Here is a 20,825-nt window from a genome sequence, read left to right as displayed (position 1 = left end):
CTTTTCACCGACTAACCTCATTAACTAATCGAAAAGCTTTGGAAACAGGCCACGCTTTTACTTACTTCAAAAATGCCGCATGATAGGCAATATGCTCACCAATAAAACTGGCGATGAAGTAATAGCTATGATCGTAGCCTTTGTGGAAGCGCACATCGGCCGGTTGATTTGCCGCACGACAGGTTTCGATAAAATCTTCGGTACGCAATTGTGTTGGCAAAAACTCATCTTCCAAGCCCTGATCAATGCGCATACCTTGCACTTTACAGCCTTGTTGGATGAGCGAGCCGGCATCATATTGCTGCCATTTTTCGCGATCTTTTCCTAAATAGGCAGAAAAGGCTTTTTCTCCCCAAGGCACAAGGCTTGGCGACAAAATGGGCGAAAAGGCAGAAACACTTTGATAACGTTCCCGGTTTCGTAGTGCCAATACCAATGCGCCGTGTCCGCCCATTGAATGCCCCATAATGGAACGTTTGCCGTTGGTAGGAAATTTTTCCTCAATCAGACTAGGCAACTCATTCAAAATATAATCATACATTTGATAATTCGTCGCCCAAGGCTGCTCGGTCGCATTAAGATAAAAGCCTGCACCTTGCCCTAAATCGTAAGCCGCATCGTTCGGCACTTGCTCTCCGCGAGGGCTGGTATCGGGGGCAACCACAATCACTTGATGTTCTGCCGCATAACGCTGAAAGCCTGACTTGGTAATGAAATTTTGTTCCGTACACGTTAAACCGGAAAGCCAATAAATCACACCAAGCGGTCGATTTTCCTGATTATTTGGCAAATAGACGGCAAATTTCATTTCGCATTGAAGCGTTTGGGCATCATGTGCCCAAACTTGCTGCAAACCGCCAAAAATTTGATGTTGTTCAATCAGTTTCATCGCGTACCTTAGTAATGAATAACCGTGCGGATCGATTTACCCTCGTGCATTAACTCAAAGGCTTCATTGATTTGTTCGAGTGTCATTGTGTGAGTCACAAACGGTTCTAACTGGATGTCGCCTTTCATTGAATCTTCCACCATTTTCGGAAGTTCAGAGCGACCTTTCACGCCACCAAATGCGGAGCCTTTCCAAACACGACCTGTGACCAACTGGAACGGACGAGTTGAAATTTCTTGTCCTGCACCCGCTACACCGATGATAATGGATTGTCCCCAACCACGGTGTGCACTTTCTAATGCTTGACGCATTACATTTACGTTACCGATACATTCAAAGGTGTGGTCAATGCCCCATTTGTTAATGTCTAACAACACATCTTTGATCGGTTTATCGTAATCGTTCGGATTTAAACAATCCGTTGCACCAAACTGTTTTGCCAACTCGAATTTTGAAGGATTGGTATCAATGGCGATAATACGACCGGCTTTGGCTTGACGCGCACCTTGCACCACTGCCAAACCAATTGCCCCTAAGCCAAACACGGCAACAGAGTCGCCTTCTTGTACTTTTGCTGTGTTATGCACCGCTCCAATACCCGTGGTAACGCCACAGCCGAGCAAACATACTTGTTCATGGTTGGCTTCTGGATTGATTTTCGCTAGTGAAACTTCTGCAACAACTGAGTATTCACTGAAGGTTGAACAGCCCATATAGTGATAGATCGGCTGATCTTGATAAGAAAAACGCGTTGTGCCATCTGGCATTAAGCCTTTACCTTGTGTATCACGCACTGAGACGCATAAGTTGGTTTTACCTGAACGACAAAACTCACATTCGCCACATTCTGCGGTATAAAGCGGAATAACGTGATCGCCTGGTTTTACGCTTAACACGCCTTCACCCACAGCAACGACTACACCCGCACCTTCGTGTCCAAGCACCACTGGGAATACGCCTTCAGGATCACTTCCTGATAACGTAAATGCATCAGTATGACACACACCTGTGTGAGTGTTGCGGATTAGCACTTCGCCTTTGCGGGGCATTTCTACGTCGATTTCTACAATTTGTAAGGGTTGATTTGGGGCGAATGCTACCGCCGCACGAGATTTAATTGTTGAGTTGATTTGTTTAATTTCCATTGTTTTTCCTCTTAATTCATTGACAAAGTTGCCTTGCATAAGCAAGATAATGACAGTTTACACTTTAGAGCTCACTCTAAGGCAAGCATTTTTTGCAACTTTTTATTTGGAAGGAAGGGAAATGACTTACACCACCGCTAAAGCTGCCGAAAAAATCGGTATTTCTGCCCACACTTTACGCTTTTACGACAAAGAGGGCTTATTGCCTAACGTTGGACGCGATGAACACGGCAATCGCCGTTTTACTGATAACGACTTGCAATGGTTGAGTTTATTACAATGCTTAAAAAATACAGGCATGAGCCTAAAAGACATCAAACGCTTCGCTGAATGTACCACCATTGGTGACGATACCATTGACGAACGCCTTGCATTATTTGAAAGCCAAACGGAAAATGTAAAGTGTCAAATTGCCGAATTAAAACGCTATTTAAACTTGCTGGAATACAAGTTAGCATTTTATCAAAAAGCCAAAGCACTAGGCTCGGTGGAAGCTGTGAATTTGCCACAGATTCCTGAAACGACCTAAAAAGGCAAAAGAGTGGGCAAATCACGGTATTACAAAGAATTTTGCAAGAGGCTTTTGCAAAAGCTAACTAAAAATAGACCGCTTTTTTAAGCCTCTTATAGTTATTACACCAAACACTTCGCTGTGGAATAAAAGCTCATTTTTTAGGTGTGAATTGTATTTTCCACAGGTTAGTGGAGTGAGTTTTGTTTAGATTTGCGCTCTAAGCCTTGAATTTCATTTTTTAATATCATGGCAGAAGGGTCTTCTGGACACTGATCAATAAAATAGCTTAAATCTTCATAAGCGGCTTGATAGCAATCCATGCTAGCAAGCACCATGCCACGGTCTCGAATTTCATATGGATCTTCAGGCGAGAAGATCAATCGGTATTCAATTAAGCGTAATGCCGCTTCAAATTTCTGTTCTTTGGTAAGCGCCATTTTAAATAGCATTTCCACTCTCTCGAGCAACTCTGCAGGCTCAGCTCGGCGCAAGTTATCAGGTGTGACCGTTACCCCAAAATGCGCTTCTGCCATCAGCCATTTTTCTAATTCTTCAACACTGACGTAATCGCCTTGCCATGGATTGATAAAACGGGTTTCTCGTCTGCCATCAGCATGTGTTAATTCAGCACGAAGAATCAGTTGCGTTGGAAAATTTACTGCAAAAATCGGTAAATCCAGTGAAGCAGCAAGGTAAAGCACAATCGCAGCCATGGAAATAGGCATTCCTTTTCGCTCACTTAATACTTTATGCAGCAAAATGCAATTGCTGTTGAAATAACCTTCCGGTTCACAATGAAAGCCTAAAGTGTGATAGACAAACTCAATGAGCTGCTCAACACGCGTTTGGCAATCTTCTGCGGTCACAGCCAATTTCGCTTTGCGTACCAATGGCGACATTTTGGCAATAATTTGTTTATCAGAAATTTCATCATCCACTAAAGCGGAAAGACGGCGCATTTCTTGAAACAGATATTTTTGAGTTTCAGTTTGGCTGATTTGTCCTTCATTTGAGGAGATTTCTTTTAAAAGTTGTTCAATAATATCCATTATTTTGTCTGTTCTGCTTTGGTAATTCGGTCTTGCCCACCGTAATCTTGCATAGATTGAACTTCAACCCAGCCATTTTCACGAAATAAAGATTGTACCGCATTTGCTTGTTGCCAGCCATGTTCTAAAAAGAGTGCGCCTTTCGCATTTAAATATGCAGGGGCATGGCAAATAATATGGGCTAAATCACTTAATCCTTGGTTATTTGCCACCAATGCAGTTAAGGGCTCAAAACGAACATCGCCTTCGTTGAGATGGCTGTCTTCTGCATCAATGTAGGGTGGATTACTCACAATAAGGTCAAAGCTACGATTTTCAAGGGCGCTAAACCAATTGCTTTGTAAAAATGCGACATTATGCAAACCTAAATTGGCTTGGTTTTCTTGTGCAAGTGCCACAGCTTCAGCTTTAAAATCAACGCCGATGATATGTGCTTTTTCGCCTAATTCGTGAGCCAGTGCAAGCGCAATTGCGCCTGTGCCAGTGCCTAAATCTAAAATTTGCAAATGTGCTTGCGTTTTTAACCGCTTGTTAGCCCAATTTAGTGTCTGTTCAACCAAACATTCGGTATCAGGGCGAGGAATCAGCGTATGCGGTGAGGTTTTTAAAGTAAGAGACCAAAATTCTTTCTCACCTAAGATATAGGCCATCGGCTCCCCTTGCACACGTCGCGCTAATAATGTGGCAAGTTGTACAGTTTCAGATTCCGTTAATTCTGTTTCGCCAAAGGCAAAAATAGCTGATTTCGATCGTTTTGTGACCGCTTGTAATAGCAAATTTGCATCGGTTTTAGGATTAAGATAAGGATCGGTGGCTTTATTAGGCGCTAAAGCGTTTATCGCAAAGGCTAACCAGTCGGTGTAGTTCATAAATAATTATTGATCTAAAGTTTTTTCATCAAGTTTCTTTTCAGTTATACATTTTCCATGACGAGAGTAGTGAGAAGAAATTTTTTGCTTAAATGTAAACTCGTTTGGGGTAAATGCTGAAATGGTGACTTCTGTTGGTTCGAGCTCTTCCGGTTTATAAGGTTGCCCTTTATAATTTGAATGCATTTCTCGCGCGATGTCTATGATTTCCGCTTTTTCATTCATTATTCCGATTAAGTCTGCAATATTGTTATTATTTTCTAAGAAATGCACAAAATAAAAGAGTTTATTGCCAACAATTTTCCAGCTTCCTAATTCATGAAAATGAAGTTTTAACGCTTTATCATCTTTTGGGTAGAAGAGAGCAGTATTCATATATTCGTTATTATTTGTCGCTGGGTTCACAGTTTTATCATAAAACTCTAATGTTTCAAGAATACGAATATTTGTGCCTGAAATCTCTGATTGGCAAACCCACATCTGGTTCATTAAATCCTTTTCTTTTATGTTTATTTTATTGGGGTTTGTACAACCTAATAAAAGAAATAATGTTGCAAGGGAAAAGAGATATTTTTTCATATTTTGCGTTATGTAAGATTTAAAGAAAAAGCACAGCCAAGGCTGTGCTTCTCACTAGCATAGAGATTAGTTTGCCATTGGACGTGAGCATTGGCCAGTACGCTCAGTGTTTCCAACAGTTTGACTAATAGTAAAACGATGTTGGGAGAAGTTGCTCACTTTTAGCATAATTGGTTTTTGGTTAGCTTTAGACATTTGTGCTTTTACGCTTGAAAAGTATTCTTTTTCCATTGCTTGTACGTCTTTGTCGCTGTTGATGTTATTTAACATAGAATCAGTATGCGCACGTTTTACTGAACTTTTCTTAAACACATACGCAAGCGTATTGTTAGCAAATGACCAAGTACCATCACGGGTTACTTCAAATTGGAATGCAGGGTTTTCTTTTGGCATTGCAATCAAACCAATGTATTTTGCAACACCATCTTCGCCTAGATTAACTTGGTTTGAGCTTCCAACTTTGCCACCATCCATTTCACAGTTCCATCTGCCAACAAAATGTTTTGCGGTTAATGTATCTACTGAAGTTTGTGGTTGTGAAGTTGTTGTGCTAGTCCCTGATTGCGTAAAAAGGTGACAGCCACTGAGTAAAGAAATACTTGCAACTAATAATAGTTTTTTCATAACAGTTCCTAATAAAGTAAATAAAAAGGGTAGCCCTTTAATTATGGATTTTCAGATAAAGCAGCTAATTGATCTGCTTGGTATTCGGTAATAATTGGCTGAATAAGTTCATCAATTTTACCGTTCATTACTTCATCTAAACGATAAACCGTTAAGTTGATTCTGTGATCGGTAACACGGCCTTGTGGATAGTTGTATGTTCGGATCTTATCTGAACGGTCTCCCGAGCCTAATAAATTACGGCGTGTATCTGCTTGTTCTGCCGCTTGACGCTCTTGTTCAACTTGTACAATACGAGATGCTAATACGGCTAACGCTTTTGCCTTATTTTTATGTTGTGAACGCTCGTCTTGGCATTCAACGACAATCCCTGTTGGAATATGCGTAATACGTACCGCTGAGTCAGTGGTATTAACGTGCTGACCACCTGCACCAGATGAACGGTAAGTATCAATACGTAAATCTGCAGGGTTGATTTCAGGCATTTCAGACTCTGGCAATTCTGGCATTACAGCGACAGTACACGCAGAAGTGTGAATACGGCCTTGCGATTCAGTTTTTGGTACGCGTTGAACACGATGACCGCCTGATTCAAATTTCAGTTGACCATAAACACCTTCACCTGAAATTTTTACGATAATTTCTTTATATCCACCTTGCTCGCTTTCGTTGGCAGACATTTCTTCAATTCGCCAGCGTTTGCTTTCACAATAACGGCTATACATACGATATAAATCGCCAGCGAAAATCCCAGCTTCATCACCACCTGTACCGGCACGAATTTCTAAGAATGCGTTATATTCGTCGTTTGGATCTTTCGGTAGCAATAAAATTTGTAAGTGTTGTTCTAAATTTTCGATCTCAGCTTTATTTTCGGCAATTTCTTCTGCTGCCATATCTTTCATATCCGGATCGTCTAAAAGCAGTTGAGCCTCTTCAATATCGTTGTTGAGTTTTTTCCAACGATTGAAAGTGCCAACCACTTCTTCAAGTTGAGAATATTCTTTCGAATAAGCACGGAATTTGTCTTGATCGCTAATTACTGAAGCATCACCTAATAAGGCTTGAAGCTCTTCATGGCGCTCACTTAAACTGTCTAATTTACTGATAATAGAGTCTTTCATTCTTGATATATGTTAATAAAGGAGAACTAAAAATTGCGCATATTGTAACGGAAATTTGATGAAATTGCTTGTAGAAAGTCACGTGCGCATTTAAACGATAAGATCCGCCCGCAAAATTTAAATGCAAGCGGTCGTTTTTTGTGAAAATTTTGCAAGATCTCCACAAGATTTTCGGGTATTATACCCAATCTTTTCACAACAAATTTTTGGAGCAAAACGTGTCTTCTCTTTGGGCTGATTGTTTACATCATTTACAAACCAAAGTCTCACCAACAGACTATAATACTTGGCTTCGCCCATTACAGGCGAGTTTTGCCAATGGAGAGCTCACACTTTATGCGCACAACCAATTTGTTGAGAACTGGGTAAAAGACAAATTTCTTGCCGAAATTATCGATCTCGCTCGTTTTTTATCAAAAAATGAAGGGTTAAAGGTGTCGATCGAAGTTGGGATTAAACCAGTCGAATCAAGCCGATCTGTTCAAATTGAATCCATCGTGCAAAAGCCAGAAAGTGGATTGCGCACAGGAATTGATACCAACCAAAACTTTGATAATTTCGTTCAAGGACGATCTAATCAACTGGCAAAAGCAATTGCGCAACAAGTAGTGAGTGATTTAGGGCAGACACATTGCAATCCTTTCTCGCTATATGCCGGTACCGGTTTAGGAAAAACCCATTTATTACATGCTATCGGTAATGCGTTGTTACAGCGCTCACCGAATCTGCGCGTGCTTTATATTCACTCTGAACGTTTTTATCGCGATATTTTAAAAGCGATCAACACTAGCAGTGTGGAAGCGGATAAACTCAAAAAATTCTATCGTTCGCTTGATGTGTTGATGATTGATGATATTCAATTTTTAGCAGATAAACCGAAAGTACAAGAAGAATTTTTACACCTGTTCAATGCGTTATTAGAGCAGAGAAAGCAGATCGTGCTGACTTCGAATATTTTCCCGAAAAATATAGAAGGCATTGATCCAGCCATTAAATCTCGTTTGAGTTGGGGGATCAGTTCTACGATTGAACCACCAGAATTAGAAACGCGTGTCGCTATTTTACGTAAAAAAGCAGAAGACCGTGGCGCGGAAATTTCTGATGATGCTACTTATATGATGGCGCAAAAACTCCGTACCAATGTGCGTGAGTTAGAAGGCGCACTGAATAAATTGATTGCATGGCAGAAATGGAAACAACAGCCGATTACCGTAGATACGGTGCGTGAAACCTTACGCGATCTGTTTGCGTCATACGATCATTTAATTACGATTGAAAATATTCAGCGTGTTGTGGCAGAGTATTACAATATTAAGTTAGCGGATATTAAATCCAAACTTCGTACCCGCTCAGTGGCTCGCCCACGTCAGATGGCAATGGCTTTGGCTAAAGAGCTAACGAACCATAGCTTACCTGAAATTGGCCGCGAATTTGGTGGACGCGATCACACCACCGTGATGCATGCATGTAAAGCAATTAACAAGCTGCGTGAAAGTGAAAGCAGCATACAAGAAGATTATACTAATTTAACCAGAAAACTTTCTTCCTAGACAACATAGGCAACATTATGCAATTTACGATTACCAGAGAACAGTTACTCAAACCATTACAACAGGTCTGTGGCGTATTAAGCAATCGCCCAACGCTGCCTGTGATTGGCAATATCTTGCTTGAAATCCAAGGTAACCAGTTATCAATGACAGGAACGGATTTAGAAGTCGAGCTCACGACGCTTGCAACGCTAGAACAAGCGGTCGAATTTGACGGAAAATTTACCATTCCTGCGAAAAAATTCTTAGATATTTGCCGAAGCCTACCGGAAGATAGCATGATTTCGGTGCAGTTTGAGGAAGATAGAGCTTTAGTGCGTGCGGCAAGAAGTAAATTTAATTTAGCGACTTTGCCAGCAAGTGATTATCCGAATTTAATGGATTGGAAGCCAGAAGTGGATTTCACCATTGATCAATCCACCCTTGCACGTTTAATTGATGCGACCCAATTTTCCATGGCAAACCAAGATGCGCGTTATTTCTTAAACGGGATGAAATTTGAAACCGAAGGGAATTTATTACGCACAGTTGCAACAGATGGACACCGTTTAGCGGTTTGTACGATGGCACTAAGTCAAGAATTGACAACCCATTCCGTTATTGTGCCACGCAAAGCGGTTCTTGAGCTTTCTCGTTTAGTTTCAGGCAATCAAGAGCCTGTGCGTTTAGAAATTGGTTCAAGCAACATTCGTGTTTCAATGAATGGCATTGTCTTTACTTCAAAACTGATTGATGGTCGATTCCCTGATTATCGCCGAGTATTGCCTCGTAACGCAGATCGAATTTTAGAAGCAGAAACCGAAGTGTTAAAACGTGCTTTAATGCGTGCGGCGATTCTTTCTAACGAAAAATTCCGTGGTGTGCGTTTAGCGCTTAAAGATAACGTGCTTAAAATTACCGCAAATAACCCAGAACAGGAAGAAGCAGAAGAAATTATTGATGTGCACTACCAAAGCCCAGAAATGGAAGTTGGCTTTAATGTGAGCTACTTATTGGATGTGCTTAACACGTTAAAATGCGAACGTGTACGTTTTAATTTAGTCGATGCTAGCTCTAGCTGCTTAATTGAAGATTGCGATAATAGCACGGCAGAATATGTCATTATGCCGATGCGTTTGTAATTGTTAAATTTTTCTCCCTCCACAATTGGAGGGAGATTTAATAAAAACTTCTTTTTATACACTTCTATGCCATTATCTCGCCTGATTATTCAAAATTTCCGCAATCTGCAATCTGTCGATTTAGAACCTAGTCCAAGTTTTAACTTTATTGTCGGTGCAAACGGCAGTGGAAAAACCAGCCTGCTAGAAGCCATTTTTTATTTAGGGCATGGCCGTTCATTTAAAAGCCATGTGAGTCAGCGAGTGATTCATCACGAGGCAGATGATTTTGTTTTACATGGGCGCTTAGAAGAAGCACAGCACAGCTGGTCTGTCGGGATTCAAAAAAAACGTTCTGGCGATACAACACTAAAAATTAACGGAGAAGACGGGAATAAAATTGCCGATTTAGCACATTTATTACCCATGCAAGTGATCACGCCTGAAGGGTTAACTTTGCTCAATGGCGGGCCAAGTTTTCGCCGTGCTTTCCTTGATTGGGGACTGTTTCATCAACATACTGAATTCTATGCCCACTGGGCAAACCTTAAACGTTTACTCAAACAGCGTAATGCAGCATTACACCAAGTTCACCATTATCATGCGCTGAAAGCTTGGGATATTGAATTAGTAAAATGTGCTGAAATTGTAAGCGCCATGCGAGCTGAATATACGGAAGCCTTGCGTCCTGAAATTGAAAAAACAGTGCAATTCTTTTTACCAGAATTGAGTGTGAATGTGAGTTTTCATCAAGGTTGGGAGAAGGGTGCAGATTATGCAGAGATTCTAGCGCAAGGTTTTGAACGAGATAAATCGGTAGGTTATACCATGGTTGGGCCGCAAAAGGCGGATTTTCGTTTTAGAACCAGTGGTTTGCCGGTTGAAGATGTGCTTTCTCGCGGACAATTAAAATTGTTGATGTGTGCTTTAAGACTGGCTCAAGGAGAACATTTAGTGGCGAACAAATCTCGCCAGTGTTTGTTTCTCATTGATGACTTTGCTTCTGAGCTCGATCCAACTAAGCGTGCGCTATTAGCACAGCGTTTGCGTGAAAGCCAAGCGCAAGTTTTTGTGACTGCAATTACGCATGAGCAACTTAACCAAATGCAATGGCTGATTCAACCAGACGATAAGCATTTCGAAGTTCAAAATGGTCAGATTAGCCCGTTATAAATTACAATTCATTTAGGAGTTTCAGCATGAAAAGCCTGCCACCGCCAATTGTTTTTGTTCTTGCTTTAGGCTTGATGAGTCTCTTTCCTCATTTGCAAAGTGTTGCCTTTTTTCGACCGCTTGCAGTGGCGTTAGGAATCCTTGCCACCCTTATTGGGAGCTTAAGTTTATGGGCTTTTTATCAAGCTAAAACCACGATTGACCCTCGCCGATTAGAGGCGACTTCTGCACTTGTTCAACATGGTATTTTTCGCTTTAGCCGCAACCCAATGTATTTAAGCCTTGCTATTTTGTTGATTGCTTTTGTTTTATGGCGAGGGAATCTTTGGGCATTATCGGTATTGCCATTGTTTATTAGCTATATTCAAATTTTCCAGATTTTGCCTGAAGAGCGAATGCTTACTGAAAAATTTGGGCGGGATTATCAAGATTATTGCGCGCGTGTACGTCGTTGGATTTAGTTATTCTTTAAATCAGCAACGCAAACGTTCAACTAGCTTAAATCTTTATCTATATCAAATTCTGCGAAGAAAGGCGGTGTTTTAGCATACGGGGTATGCTACACTCAATTTAGTCATTTTAATAATCCGAAAGAGGTAATTTATGGACTTTCTTATGAACCTAGGGGAAGGCGCACAATTTGCGATTCAGCTCGTCATTGTGTTGATCTGTTTATTCTATGGCGCGAAAAAAGGCGGTATTGCACTGGGTATGCTAGGTGGTATCGGCTTAATCGTATTGGTATTCGGCTTTGGTATTGAACCGGGTAAGCCAGCAATTGATGTTATGCTAACGATTTTGGCGGTAGTGGTAACATCAGCAACATTGCAAGCCAGTGGCGGTTTAGATGTCATGTTGCAAGTGGCTGAGAAATTACTGCGTAAAAATCCAAAATATGTAAGTATTTTTGCGCCATTAGTCACTTGTTCTCTTACCATTTTATGTGGAACGGGGCATGTGGTTTACACCATGTTACCGATTATCTATGACATCGCGATTAAAAATGATATTCGCCCTGAGCGCCCAATGGCAGCAAGTTCAATTGCCTCTCAAATGGGGATTATCGCTTCACCAGTATCTGTGGCGGTGGTAACTTTAACGACATTCTTAGTGAATGCGAAAAACCCACTTGCTGGTTTCGACGGTTATTTAGACTTATTAAAAGTGACTGTACCATCAACCCTTTTCGGGGTATTAGCTATCGGGATTTTCAGCTGGTTTAGAGGGAAAGATTTAGACAAAGACGCCGACTTCCAAGCGAAAATTAAAGATCCAGAATTCCGTAAATATGTTTATGGTGACAGCACTTCATTATTAGACAAAAAATTACCACAATCTAGCTGGACTGCGATGTGGATTTTCTTCGGTACGATTTTACTGGTTGCTTTATTAGGTTATTTCAAAGAGCTTCGTCCATCATTTGAGAAAAATACGCCAGCACAAGTAGTTGAAGTTGTGGTAGATAACAAAGCTGTGAAAAGCTTCAATGTTAAAGATGGCCAAATTTTAGCGCAAGCACAAAATGGCGTAGTGGCTTTAGATGTAAAAGAGAGCAAAGCTAAAGCAAAAACAGCTTATGACAACGTTCAAATTGTAGATGCCAAAGGTAATGTGACTCAAAGTTTACAAGCAGAAAATGGCCAAGTGGTACTGACAGCAAATGGTCAATCTGAAACGATTGCGAATGCGACCATCGCATTAAAAGATAGCATCAAGAAAAGCGCGCCTTTAGGCATGGTACACGTGATTCAAATTTTCATGTTACTTGCTGGTGCTTTAATTGTGATTTTCACTAAAACAGATGCAGGTAAAATCAGTAAAAACGAAATTTTCCGTTCTGGTATGATTGCTTTAGTGGCGGTATTCGGGATTTCTTGGATGGCGGAAACCATGTTTGCTGTACATACCCCAATGATGAAAAGCGCATTAGGTGATATTGTAAAAGCACATCCATGGACTTATGCGGTAATGTTGTTACTTATCTCTAAATTCGTAAACTCACAAGCAGCGGCATTAGTGGCATTCGTTCCACTTGCATTAAATATCGGTGTAGAACCGGGTGTGATTTTAGCCTTCGCAAGTGCTTGTTATGGTTACTACATCTTACCAACTTACCCAAGTGACTTAGCGGCAATTCAATTCGACCGTTCAGGTACAACTCGCATTGGTAAATTCGTGATTAACCATAGCTTTATTTTACCGGGCTTAATCGGCGTATTTACTGCCTGCTTGTTCGGTTACCTCTTCGCAGGGCTTTACGGCTATATCTAATAACATTTTGAAACCCTTTTTAAACAGGGTAAAATGTTAGTCAAATAAAACGCCATCAGTTTTTGATGGCGTTTTTCAAATCTTCACTAAAATCCGACCGCTTGCAGAGCGGCAGCCCTCAACAAAGGACTCTTTATGACCAATAAAATCGTTAAAGTCGGCAATATTGATGTTGCTAACGACAAACCTTTCACCCTATTTGGTGGAATGAACGTATTAGAAAGCCGTGATATGGCAATGCGTGTGTGTGAACATTATGTTGAAGTAACAAACAAACTCAACGTGCCGTATGTGTTCAAAGCCTCTTTTGATAAAGCAAACCGTTCATCTATTCATTCATATCGTGGTCCAGGAATGGAAGAAGGTTTAAAAATCTTCCAAGAATTAAAATCAACTTTTGGTGTGAGCATTATTACAGACGTGCATGAAATCTATCAATGCCAACCTGTTGCGGAAGTGGTTGATGTGATTCAGCTTCCTGCTTTCCTTGCCCGCCAAACTGATTTAGTCGAAGCCATGGCGCGTACAGGAGCCGTGATTAACGTGAAAAAACCCCAATTTTTAAGCCCAGGACAAATGGGAAATATCGTAGAAAAAATTGCGGAATGTGGTAACGATAAAGTGATTCTTTGTGACCGTGGCACCAACTTTGGCTACGATAACTTAGTGGTGGATATGTTAGGGTTTAGCGTGATGAAAAACGTTTCAAACGGCTGCCCAGTGATTTTTGACGTGACGCACTCTCTACAATGTCGCGACCCATTTGGTGCTGCATCAAGCGGACGCCGTGCGCAAGTAACTGAGCTTGCCCGTGCGGGGATGGCAGTAGGTTTAGCAGGCTTATTCTTAGAAGCGCATCCAGATCCGAACAATGCGAAATGTGACGGCCCTTCAGCGTTACCATTAGCGAAACTTGAAGCTTTTGTTTCACAAATGAAAGCCATTGATGATTTAGTAAAATCATTCCCTGAATTAGACACAGCGAACTAATCTACAAGCGGTCATTTTTGTAAAATTTTTTGCGAAAATGACCGCTTGCTTTCGATCTCAGCGATAAGGAATTTTCCATGAATATCGTATTTCTAGACAGCACCGGCATTCCTGCCAGCCACCGTATTCCCAGTTTTTCATTTCCGCATCAATTAACCGAGTATGCACATACTGCAGCTGAGCAGGTCTTAGCACGTGCGAAAGATGCTGACATTATTATTACCAGCAAAGTGATTTTAAATCATGAAATTTTAAGCCAATTACCCAAGCTTAAGTTAATTGCTGTTACCGCAACAGGCACGAATAATATTGATTTGGTGGCAGCGAAAGCATTAGGCATTACCGTTAAAAATGTCACTGGGTATTCTTCGGTGACTGTACCGGAACATGTGATTGGAATGATTTATGCGCTGAAACATCGTTTAATTGACTATCATCGCGACCAACTTCTGACGGAGCGATGGGCAACTTGCGGACAGTTCTGCTATGTTGATTATCCGATTAGTGATGTGCAGGGTTCAACACTCGGCATTATCGGGCGAGGTTGTATCGGGAATGAAGTCGCAAGACTGGCACAAGCGGTCGGAATGCGCGTACTTTTTGCAGAACATCAACATGCGACAACCGTTCGTGAAGGCTATACTGCGTTTGATGAGGTATTAAAGCAAGCAGATGTCATTTCACTGCATTGCCCCCTTACGCCACAAACCGAGCAGCTTATCAACGCCAAAACACTAGCTTTGATGAAGCCGAAAGCTTGTTTAATTAACACGGGGCGTGGTGGTTTGATTAACGAGGCAGATTTACTACAAGCACTACAAAGCGGCAAATTAGCGGGCGCGGCGTTAGATGTGCTTGTTAAAGAACCACCAGCAAGTGATGATGCGCTTTGGCTTACCGCAAAAACGCAACCGAACTTGTTGATTACACCCCATGTGGCGTGGGCAAGTGATTCAGCCTTAACCACTTTGGTCAATAAAGTAGCACAAAATATTGAAGAATTTGTTTTAACGGGAAAATAAATCACATTTTCTCTACATTTATACATTTTTTTCGCTTAAAATCGAGATACTATTTTTAAATAACCGCATATAACAAAGGACACAACAATGGCTTTAAAAGATTTAGATTGGGCAAATTTAGGTTTCTCTTATATTAAAACGGACTACCGTTTTATTGCGCACTGGAAAGATGGCAAATGGGATGAGGGTAAATTAACCACAGACAGCACCTTACACATTCACGAAGGTTCAACGGCATTACACTACGGACAACAATGTTTTGAAGGGTTAAAAGCTTACCGTTGTAAAGATGGCTCAATTAACTTATTCCGTCCACAAGAAAACGCAGCGCGTATGCAACGCACAGCAGACCGCTTGTTAATGCCACAAGTGCCAACCGAATTATTTGTTCGTGCCTGTAAAGAAGTGGTAAAAGCGAACCAAGATTGGTTAGGCCCATATGGTTCGGGCGCAACCTTATATTTACGCCCATTCTTAATCGGCGTGGGCGAAAATATTGGTGTAAAAGCTGCACCAGAATTTATTTTCTCAGTATTCTGCTGCCCAGTTGGTGCTTATTTCAAAGGTGGCTTAGCACCATCTAACTTTATTACCACAGATTACGACCGTGCAGCGCCAATGGGTACAGGCGGCGTGAAAGTGGGCGGTAACTACGCAGCAAGTTTACTTCCGCATGAATTAGCCGCAGCGCAAGGCACAGAAACCCGTAAATTCGCGGATGCGATTTATCTTGATCCGAAAACGCACACGAAAATTGAAGAAGTGGGCGCGGCAAACTTCTTTGGGATTACCAAAGATAACAAATTTGTTACCCCGGCTTCTGAATCGATTTTACCGAGTATCACCAAATATTCTTTACTCTACATTGCGAAAAATCGCTTAGGAATGGAAACAGTAGAGGGTGATGTGTACATTGATCAGCTTGACCAATTTGCAGAAGCAGGCGCATGTGGTACAGCGGCTGTTATTACACCAGTAGGTGGCATTCAGCACAAAGGCAACTTCCATGTGTTCTATTCTGAAACTGAAGTAGGGCCGGTAACACGCAAACTGTATAACGAATTAACGGGTATTCAGTTTGGTGATGTTGAAGCGCCAGAAGGTTGGATTGTTAAAGTAGAATAATCTGTCAATCATACAAGCGGTGGGATTTCGCAAGAAATTTGCAAAATGTCACCGCTTGTTTGCATTTTCAAACAGGAAAATGAGATGAAAAAAATGGCATTATGCCTGATGAGTGCGACGCTGGTAGGGTGTGGCAGCACGGCTAAAAACGAAGATATTGTAGGGCAGTGGGTGTGTAAAACGGACTATCCGCCTAGTGCACAAATTTTAGATCACGTTCGCTATGCAGCAGATGGAAAACTCACGATTGAAGGGCTAATTTTAGCACCATTAGCGCAGCCTATTTTTGCTTATCAAACAGAATATCAAGGTCATTGGGCGTTAGATAAAACGCAGTTACGTTATCAAATTGAAAAACAAAATCTTCGTCGCGCACATCATCCAGATATTGAAGCTGAGTTGAAAACTAATGCCCAAGTGCAAAAAATCGAAGCGCAGATTTATCAGACTTATCAGCATAGCCAGCGTAATTTTTCAGGGCTGGAAATCAAAGCGTTTGATGGCAAGACGATGGTCATTGAACAACAAGTTGGGAAAAGTCGTTTTGTTAGCGGCTGTATGAGAAAAGAGGAAGAAAAATGATTCAACGTATTGATGTCAGCTCACGTTTTTCAGAAGTGGCGGTATTTAATGGTGTCGCTTATTTAGCTGGTCAAGTGCCAACTGACGCAAGCCAAGATGCTTATAGACAAACTCAGCAAGTATTAGGCGAGATTGATCGCTTTTTGGCAAAAGCGAATTCAGATAAAAGCCGCATTTTAATGGCAACGGTTTATTTAGCGAATATGGGCGATTATGCCGAAATGAATCGCGCGTGGGACGAATGGGTTGCCCCTAATCAAGCCCCGCCAAGAGCGGCAGTAGAAGCCCGTTTGGCGGATCCGAATTGGAAAGTAGAAATTGTTGTGACTGCAGCTGTCAATGGTTAACGTAGTGCCATTTGAAAGAGAATTAACTCTGCTTGGCAGCTAAAAAGTAATGCCATTTTTAACAAACACCCTTCTGCAAGCGGTAAGATTTCATGCGTGATTTGACAAGGTTCGCTTTCCACTGATTTTGCTTTTTGCGTGAAAAATTCGACCGCTTGCAATGCTTCTTCTTCACTTGAATAGACAATCTCAAAAGCCAATTGGCGGTCTTGATTATCTAACATCGACTCACCTTTTAACTTACACATATTGTGGGCTTCTGCCGCTTTTTGTTGCATGGTTTTATGCATGGGGTTTCTCCGATTAAGGCTGAATTGCATGGCTTATTATAAGCCTAAGCTGAATTCTTTGGCAAAAAAGCCTGTGGAGGCTACAATAGCGCTAATATTTTTATTTAGCATACAATCTTATGTCTTTTCATCTTCAATACACCCTACCGCTGATTAGTCAGCAAGAAGGGGGAAAATTTCAGGATCATCAAACGCTCGGGAATGTTATTGGGCATACCGATAGTTTGATTATTGCGCAAGCAGCGCAAGACTTTAACGGCGTGAGTGTTGTGGTGACGCCAGATTCTCAGACAGCGAATCGATTAGAAAAAGCACTCAAGCAGTTTAGTGCCTTGCCTGTTTCTGTTTTTGCGGACTGGGAAACCTTACCTTACGATAACTTTTCTCCGCATCAAGATATTATCTCTGTGCGTCTTTCCGCACTATTTCAGTTACAACAAGGCAATAAGCAAATTTTCTTGCTGCCAATTAACACCTTGTTACAGAAATTGTGTCCGCCAGATTATCTTGCTAATAATGTATTGTTAATTAAAAAAGGTGATCGTTTTTCGATTGATTCACTCAGAAACCAATTAGCCAAAGCGGGTTATCGTGCAGTTGAGCAAGTGTTGGAATATGGCGAATATGCCGTGCGTGGTGCGCTGTTAGATCTCTTTCCAATGGGGGCAGAATCGCCATTTCGTCTTGATTTTTTTGATGATGAAATTGATTCTATTCGCACTTTCAATACGGACAGCCAGCGCACCATTGCAGAAATTGACGAGATTAACTTACTGCCAGCGCATGAGTTTCCAACCGATGCAGCAGGGATTGAACATTTTCGAACTAAATTTCGTGAACAATTTGGCGAAATCCGCCGTGAGCCAGAACATATTTATCAGCAGGTTAGTAAAGGTATTTTGAATGCGGGCATTGAATATTGGCAGCCCCTCTTTTTTGAAGAGATGGTGAGTCTATTTGATTATCTGCCACAAAATACATTGTTTATTACTTTTGATGGTCTTCAAGAAAAAGCAGAACAGTTTTATCAAGATGCGAGCCGTCGTTATGAAAGCCGCCGTGTCGATCCGATGCGTCCATTACTTGCACCAGAAAAGTTATGGTTTAAGATTGAAGAGATTAACCGTCAGCTTAAAGGGTTCGCACGTTTAAGTTTAACGGCTGAGAAAGTGCGTAAATCGGCCGCTAAAAGTAACCTCAATGTAGCGAAATTGCCGCCAGTTGCGCTCAACCACAGCAGTAAAACACCCTTTGCAGATTTTGAAGCCTTTTGTGCTAAATTTAATGGTCGTATTGTTTTCTCGGTGGAAAGTGAAGGGCGACGTGAAACCTTATTGGATTTACTTTCGCCTTTGGCTTTGAAACCGAAGCAAATTCCAAACTTACAAGCGGCTGATTTAGCCTTAAGCTTGTTGGTTTCACCGTTAGATCAAGGCTTTATTATTGAAAATGCAAGCGGTCAGAATTTAGCAGTCATTTGCGAAACAGATTTTTTAGGCGAGCGTGTACAGCAAAGACGTGAATCTGATAAGCGCAAAACGGTGAATCCAGATACCTTGATTCGTAATCTTGCCGAGCTAAAAATTGGGCAAGCGGTGGTGCATTTAGAACATGGCGTTGGGCGTTATGCTGGGCTAACGGTGTTAGATGCTGGTGGTGTCAAAGCGGAATATTTGGTGCTCAATTATGCTAACGAAGCAAAATTATATGTGCCTGTTGCCAGTTTGCATCTTATTTCGCGTTACATTGGCGGAGCGGACGAAAGCGCGCCATTACATAAATTAGGCAGTGAAGCTTGGGCGAAAACGCGCCAGAAAGCAGCAGAGAAAATCCGTGATGTGGCAGCAGAATTGTTAGATGTGTATGCGAAACGTGAATCGCAAAAAGGCTTCCAATTCCAGTATGATCGAGAGAGTTTCATGCAATTTGCAGGTACTTTCCCATTTGAAGAGACTTTCGATCAAAAAACGGCAATCAATGCAGTCATTAGTGATATGTGTTTGCCAAAAGCGATGGATCGATTGGTCTGTGGCGATGTTGGGTTTGGTAAAACTGAAGTAGCAATGCGGGCGACTTTCTTGGCGGTAGAAAACCACAAACAAGTTGCAGTACTGGTGCCGACGACATTGTTGGCACAACAACATTATGAAAACTTCAAAGATCGCTTTGCAAATTATCCGATCAACGTGGAAGTACTTTCTCGTTTCAAAACCGCGAAAGAGCAGAAAGCGATTTTAGAAAAAGTAGCAGATGGCAAAATTGATATTCTAGTCGGCACGCACAAATTGCTACAGGACGATGTGCAGTTTAAGGATCTTGGCTTATTGGTCATCGATGAGGAGCATCGATTTGGTGTTCGTCAAAAAGAGAAGATCAAACAGTTACGTGCGAATATTGACATTCTTACCCTAACCGCAACTCCGATTCCGCGTACACTAAATATGGCGCTCAATGGTATGCGTGATCTCTCGATTATTGCTAGCCCGCCAGCGCGCCGATTAACCATTAAAACCTTTGTGCGAGAACAAGATGATACGGTTATTCGCGAAGCGATTCTGCGTGAAATCTTGCGTGGCGGGCAGGTTTATTATCTGCATAATGATGTCGCCACGATTGAAAACTGTGCGGAAAAATTAGCAACACTCGTTCCAGAAGCCCGTATTGTAATTGGTCATGGGCAAATGCGCGAACGAGATTTAGAACGAGTGATGAGTGATTTCTACCATCAACGTTTTAATTTGCTCGTTTGTTCCACCATCATTGAAACAGGTATTGATGTACCAACGGCAAATACCATTATTATTGAACGTGCTGATAAGTTTGGTTTAGCGCAGCTACATCAATTAAGAGGCCGAGTAGGACGTTCGCACCATCAAGCTTATGCTTATTTGCTCACGCCGCATCCAAAAACGTTAACGAAAGATGCACAACAACGCTTAGAAGCGATTAGCTCAATTGATAATTTAGGCGCGGGTTTCGTATTAGCGACGCATGATTTAGAAATTCGTGGTGCAGGCGAATTATTAGGTGCAGAACAAAGCGGGCAGATTGAATCTATCGGTTTTTCACTCTACATGGATTTACTGGAAAATGCGGTGCAGGCATTACAAGCGGGTAGAGAGCCGAGTTTAGATGAAATTACACAATCTCAGGTGGAAATTGAATTACGAATTCCAGCCCTCTTGCCAGATAACTATGTACCTGATGTGAATATGCGACTTTCGTTCTATAAGCGTATTGCTTCAGCAGAAAATGATGAAGCTTTAAAAGCCTTGAAAGTTGAGCTGATTGACCGATTTGGTTTATTGCCTGAACCGACGAAGAATTTATTCCAAGTGACGCAACTTCGCCATATTGCGAAAGGGCTGGGTTTGAAGAAAGTGGAAGCGGGAATTCATGGCGGTTATTTAGAATTCTTACCAACGGCAGAACCCGAACCGATGAAATTCTTGAAACTGATTCAGTCTGATAAATCGGTATATAAATTTGATGGGCCACTGAAATTCAAATTTAGCATCCCGTTAGAAGAAGGGGAAAAACGCTTGGCGTTTGTGAGTGATTTATTGGTAAATCTTCAATAAG

The 20,825-nt window shown here is 41.5% G+C and carries 20 protein-coding genes; 12 read left to right on the top strand and 8 right to left on the bottom strand.

Going from position 1 to position 20,825, the window contains the following annotated elements:
• Positions 1–61 precede the first annotated feature (61 nt).
• Together fghA and HMPREF1128_RS09355 are read right to left on the bottom strand one after the other, a co-directional pair.
• The gene (fghA, locus tag HMPREF1128_RS09360; protein WP_007526953.1) at positions 62–889 is read right to left on the bottom strand and encodes an S-formylglutathione hydrolase; all 828 of its coding nucleotides are present in this window, start codon (positions 887–889) and stop codon (positions 62–64) included.
• Positions 890–897: 8 nt separating this feature from the next.
• Entirely contained in the window at positions 898–2,034 is a 1,137-nt protein-coding gene (locus HMPREF1128_RS09355) for an S-(hydroxymethyl)glutathione dehydrogenase/class III alcohol dehydrogenase (RefSeq protein ID WP_007526736.1), read from the bottom strand.
• Positions 2,035–2,155: 121 nt separating this feature from the next.
• Between HMPREF1128_RS09355 and HMPREF1128_RS09350 the strand changes: the two genes are divergently transcribed.
• A complete protein-coding gene (locus tag HMPREF1128_RS09350; RefSeq protein ID WP_007526955.1) occupies positions 2,156–2,563 on the top strand; it encodes a MerR family transcriptional regulator in 408 nt (135 codons plus the stop codon).
• A 170-nt stretch (positions 2,564–2,733) separates the two neighbouring features.
• On the opposite strand, the gene HMPREF1128_RS09345 is transcribed toward HMPREF1128_RS09350, so the two are convergent.
• The 5 genes from HMPREF1128_RS09345 to prfA form a co-directional block, all read right to left on the bottom strand.
• A complete protein-coding gene (locus HMPREF1128_RS09345; RefSeq protein WP_029494985.1) occupies positions 2,734–3,600 on the bottom strand; it encodes a SirB1 family protein in 867 nt (288 codons plus the stop codon).
• Positions 3,597–4,466: a peptide chain release factor N(5)-glutamine methyltransferase gene (prmC, locus tag HMPREF1128_RS09340; protein ID WP_007526757.1), complete on the bottom strand. Its 870-nt coding sequence runs from the start codon at positions 4,464–4,466 to the stop codon at positions 3,597–3,599. Before prmC ends, HMPREF1128_RS09345 begins: the two co-directional genes overlap by 4 nt.
• 6 nt (positions 4,467–4,472) lie before the next feature.
• On the bottom strand, positions 4,473–5,045 hold the full coding sequence (locus tag HMPREF1128_RS09335) for an META domain-containing protein (protein WP_231287875.1): 573 nt from the start codon (positions 5,043–5,045) through the stop codon (positions 4,473–4,475).
• A 66-nt stretch (positions 5,046–5,111) separates the two neighbouring features.
• Complete coding sequence (locus HMPREF1128_RS09330) at positions 5,112–5,669, bottom strand: hypothetical protein (protein ID WP_007526770.1); 558 nt, start codon at positions 5,667–5,669, stop codon at positions 5,112–5,114.
• 41 nt (positions 5,670–5,710) lie between these two features.
• Positions 5,711–6,793 (bottom strand): peptide chain release factor 1, encoded by a 1,083-nt coding sequence (gene prfA, locus HMPREF1128_RS09325; protein ID WP_007526922.1) that lies wholly within the window; start codon positions 6,791–6,793, stop codon positions 5,711–5,713.
• Between the two features lie 206 nt (positions 6,794–6,999).
• Here prfA and dnaA point away from each other — a divergent pair, with 206 nt between their 5' ends.
• The 10 genes from dnaA (at position 7,000) to HMPREF1128_RS09275 (ending at position 16,953) form a co-directional block, all read left to right on the top strand.
• Positions 7,000–8,343 (top strand): chromosomal replication initiator protein DnaA, encoded by a 1,344-nt coding sequence (gene dnaA / locus HMPREF1128_RS09320; RefSeq protein WP_029494984.1) that lies wholly within the window; start codon positions 7,000–7,002, stop codon positions 8,341–8,343.
• Positions 8,344–8,360: 17 nt separating this feature from the next.
• Entirely contained in the window at positions 8,361–9,464 is a 1,104-nt protein-coding gene (gene dnaN, locus HMPREF1128_RS09315) for a DNA polymerase III subunit beta (RefSeq protein WP_007526839.1), read from the top strand.
• A 66-nt stretch (positions 9,465–9,530) separates the two neighbouring features.
• On the top strand, positions 9,531–10,616 hold the full coding sequence (gene recF, locus HMPREF1128_RS09310; RefSeq protein WP_007526747.1) for a DNA replication/repair protein RecF: 1,086 nt from the start codon (positions 9,531–9,533) through the stop codon (positions 10,614–10,616).
• Positions 10,617–10,642: 26 nt separating this feature from the next.
• A complete protein-coding gene (locus HMPREF1128_RS09305; RefSeq protein ID WP_007526829.1) occupies positions 10,643–11,077 on the top strand; it encodes a methyltransferase family protein in 435 nt (144 codons plus the stop codon).
• 142 nt (positions 11,078–11,219) lie between these two features.
• A complete protein-coding gene (locus tag HMPREF1128_RS09300; protein ID WP_010128239.1) occupies positions 11,220–12,887 on the top strand; it encodes an anaerobic C4-dicarboxylate transporter in 1,668 nt (555 codons plus the stop codon).
• Between the two features lie 135 nt (positions 12,888–13,022).
• The gene (kdsA, locus tag HMPREF1128_RS09295) at positions 13,023–13,877 is read left to right on the top strand and encodes a 3-deoxy-8-phosphooctulonate synthase (protein WP_007526827.1); all 855 of its coding nucleotides are present in this window, start codon (positions 13,023–13,025) and stop codon (positions 13,875–13,877) included.
• A gap of 77 nt (positions 13,878–13,954) precedes the next feature.
• On the top strand, positions 13,955–14,899 hold the full coding sequence (locus tag HMPREF1128_RS09290) for a 2-hydroxyacid dehydrogenase (protein ID WP_007526636.1): 945 nt from the start codon (positions 13,955–13,957) through the stop codon (positions 14,897–14,899).
• Positions 14,900–14,986: 87 nt separating this feature from the next.
• A complete protein-coding gene (locus HMPREF1128_RS09285; RefSeq protein ID WP_007526725.1) occupies positions 14,987–16,024 on the top strand; it encodes a branched-chain amino acid aminotransferase in 1,038 nt (345 codons plus the stop codon).
• Between the two features lie 84 nt (positions 16,025–16,108).
• The gene (locus HMPREF1128_RS09280; RefSeq protein ID WP_231287874.1) at positions 16,109–16,606 is read left to right on the top strand and encodes a hypothetical protein; all 498 of its coding nucleotides are present in this window, start codon (positions 16,109–16,111) and stop codon (positions 16,604–16,606) included.
• A complete protein-coding gene (locus HMPREF1128_RS09275) occupies positions 16,603–16,953 on the top strand; it encodes a RidA family protein (protein ID WP_007526785.1) in 351 nt (116 codons plus the stop codon). Before HMPREF1128_RS09280 ends, HMPREF1128_RS09275 begins: the two co-directional genes overlap by 4 nt.
• On the opposite strand, the gene HMPREF1128_RS09270 is transcribed toward HMPREF1128_RS09275, so the two are convergent.
• Entirely contained in the window at positions 16,950–17,243 is a 294-nt protein-coding gene (locus tag HMPREF1128_RS09270; RefSeq protein ID WP_007526960.1) for a YfcZ/YiiS family protein, read from the bottom strand. The genes HMPREF1128_RS09275 and HMPREF1128_RS09270 overlap by 4 nt on opposite strands.
• Positions 17,244–17,362: 119 nt before the next feature.
• Here HMPREF1128_RS09270 and mfd point away from each other — a divergent pair, with 119 nt between their 5' ends.
• Positions 17,363–20,824: a transcription-repair coupling factor gene (gene mfd / locus HMPREF1128_RS09265; RefSeq protein WP_007526728.1), complete on the top strand. Its 3,462-nt coding sequence runs from the start codon at positions 17,363–17,365 to the stop codon at positions 20,822–20,824.
• The last annotated feature ends 1 nt before the right edge of the window (position 20,825 follow it).

It is taken from the genome of Haemophilus sputorum HK 2154, from assembly GCF_000287615.1.
Taxonomy (GTDB): domain Bacteria; phylum Pseudomonadota; class Gammaproteobacteria; order Enterobacterales; family Pasteurellaceae; genus Haemophilus_A; species Haemophilus_A sputorum.
Note: the sequence above shows the minus strand (reverse complement) of the source record. Positions and strands in the feature narration are given on the sequence as shown.

Bases quoted from the DNA above. Each gene is read 5' to 3' on its own strand.
- fghA (WP_007526953.1), bottom strand. From the start codon at position 889: ATGAAACTGATTGAACAACATCAAATTTTTGGCGGTTTGCAGCAAGTT.
- HMPREF1128_RS09355 (WP_007526736.1), bottom strand. From the start codon at position 2,034: ATGGAAATTAAACAAATCAACTCAACAATTAAATCTCGTGCGGCGGTA.
- HMPREF1128_RS09350 (WP_007526955.1), top strand. From the start codon at position 2,156: ATGACTTACACCACCGCTAAAGCTGCCGAAAAAATCGGTATTTCTGCC.
- prmC (WP_007526757.1), bottom strand. From the start codon at position 4,466: ATGAACTACACCGACTGGTTAGCCTTTGCGATAAACGCTTTAGCGCCT.
- HMPREF1128_RS09335 (WP_231287875.1), bottom strand. From the start codon at position 5,045: ATGAAAAAATATCTCTTTTCCCTTGCAACATTATTTCTTTTATTAGGT.
- HMPREF1128_RS09330 (WP_007526770.1), bottom strand. From the start codon at position 5,669: ATGAAAAAACTATTATTAGTTGCAAGTATTTCTTTACTCAGTGGCTGT.
- prfA (WP_007526922.1), bottom strand. From the start codon at position 6,793: ATGAAAGACTCTATTATCAGTAAATTAGACAGTTTAAGTGAGCGCCAT.
- dnaN (WP_007526839.1), top strand. From the start codon at position 8,361: ATGCAATTTACGATTACCAGAGAACAGTTACTCAAACCATTACAACAG.
- recF (WP_007526747.1), top strand. From the start codon at position 9,531: ATGCCATTATCTCGCCTGATTATTCAAAATTTCCGCAATCTGCAATCT.
- HMPREF1128_RS09305 (WP_007526829.1), top strand. From the start codon at position 10,643: ATGAAAAGCCTGCCACCGCCAATTGTTTTTGTTCTTGCTTTAGGCTTG.
- HMPREF1128_RS09300 (WP_010128239.1), top strand. From the start codon at position 11,220: ATGGACTTTCTTATGAACCTAGGGGAAGGCGCACAATTTGCGATTCAG.
- kdsA (WP_007526827.1), top strand. From the start codon at position 13,023: ATGACCAATAAAATCGTTAAAGTCGGCAATATTGATGTTGCTAACGAC.
- HMPREF1128_RS09290 (WP_007526636.1), top strand. From the start codon at position 13,955: ATGAATATCGTATTTCTAGACAGCACCGGCATTCCTGCCAGCCACCGT.
- HMPREF1128_RS09285 (WP_007526725.1), top strand. From the start codon at position 14,987: ATGGCTTTAAAAGATTTAGATTGGGCAAATTTAGGTTTCTCTTATATT.
- HMPREF1128_RS09280 (WP_231287874.1), top strand. From the start codon at position 16,109: ATGAAAAAAATGGCATTATGCCTGATGAGTGCGACGCTGGTAGGGTGT.
- HMPREF1128_RS09275 (WP_007526785.1), top strand. From the start codon at position 16,603: ATGATTCAACGTATTGATGTCAGCTCACGTTTTTCAGAAGTGGCGGTA.
- HMPREF1128_RS09270 (WP_007526960.1), bottom strand. From the start codon at position 17,243: ATGCATAAAACCATGCAACAAAAAGCGGCAGAAGCCCACAATATGTGT.
- mfd (WP_007526728.1), top strand. From the start codon at position 17,363: ATGTCTTTTCATCTTCAATACACCCTACCGCTGATTAGTCAGCAAGAA.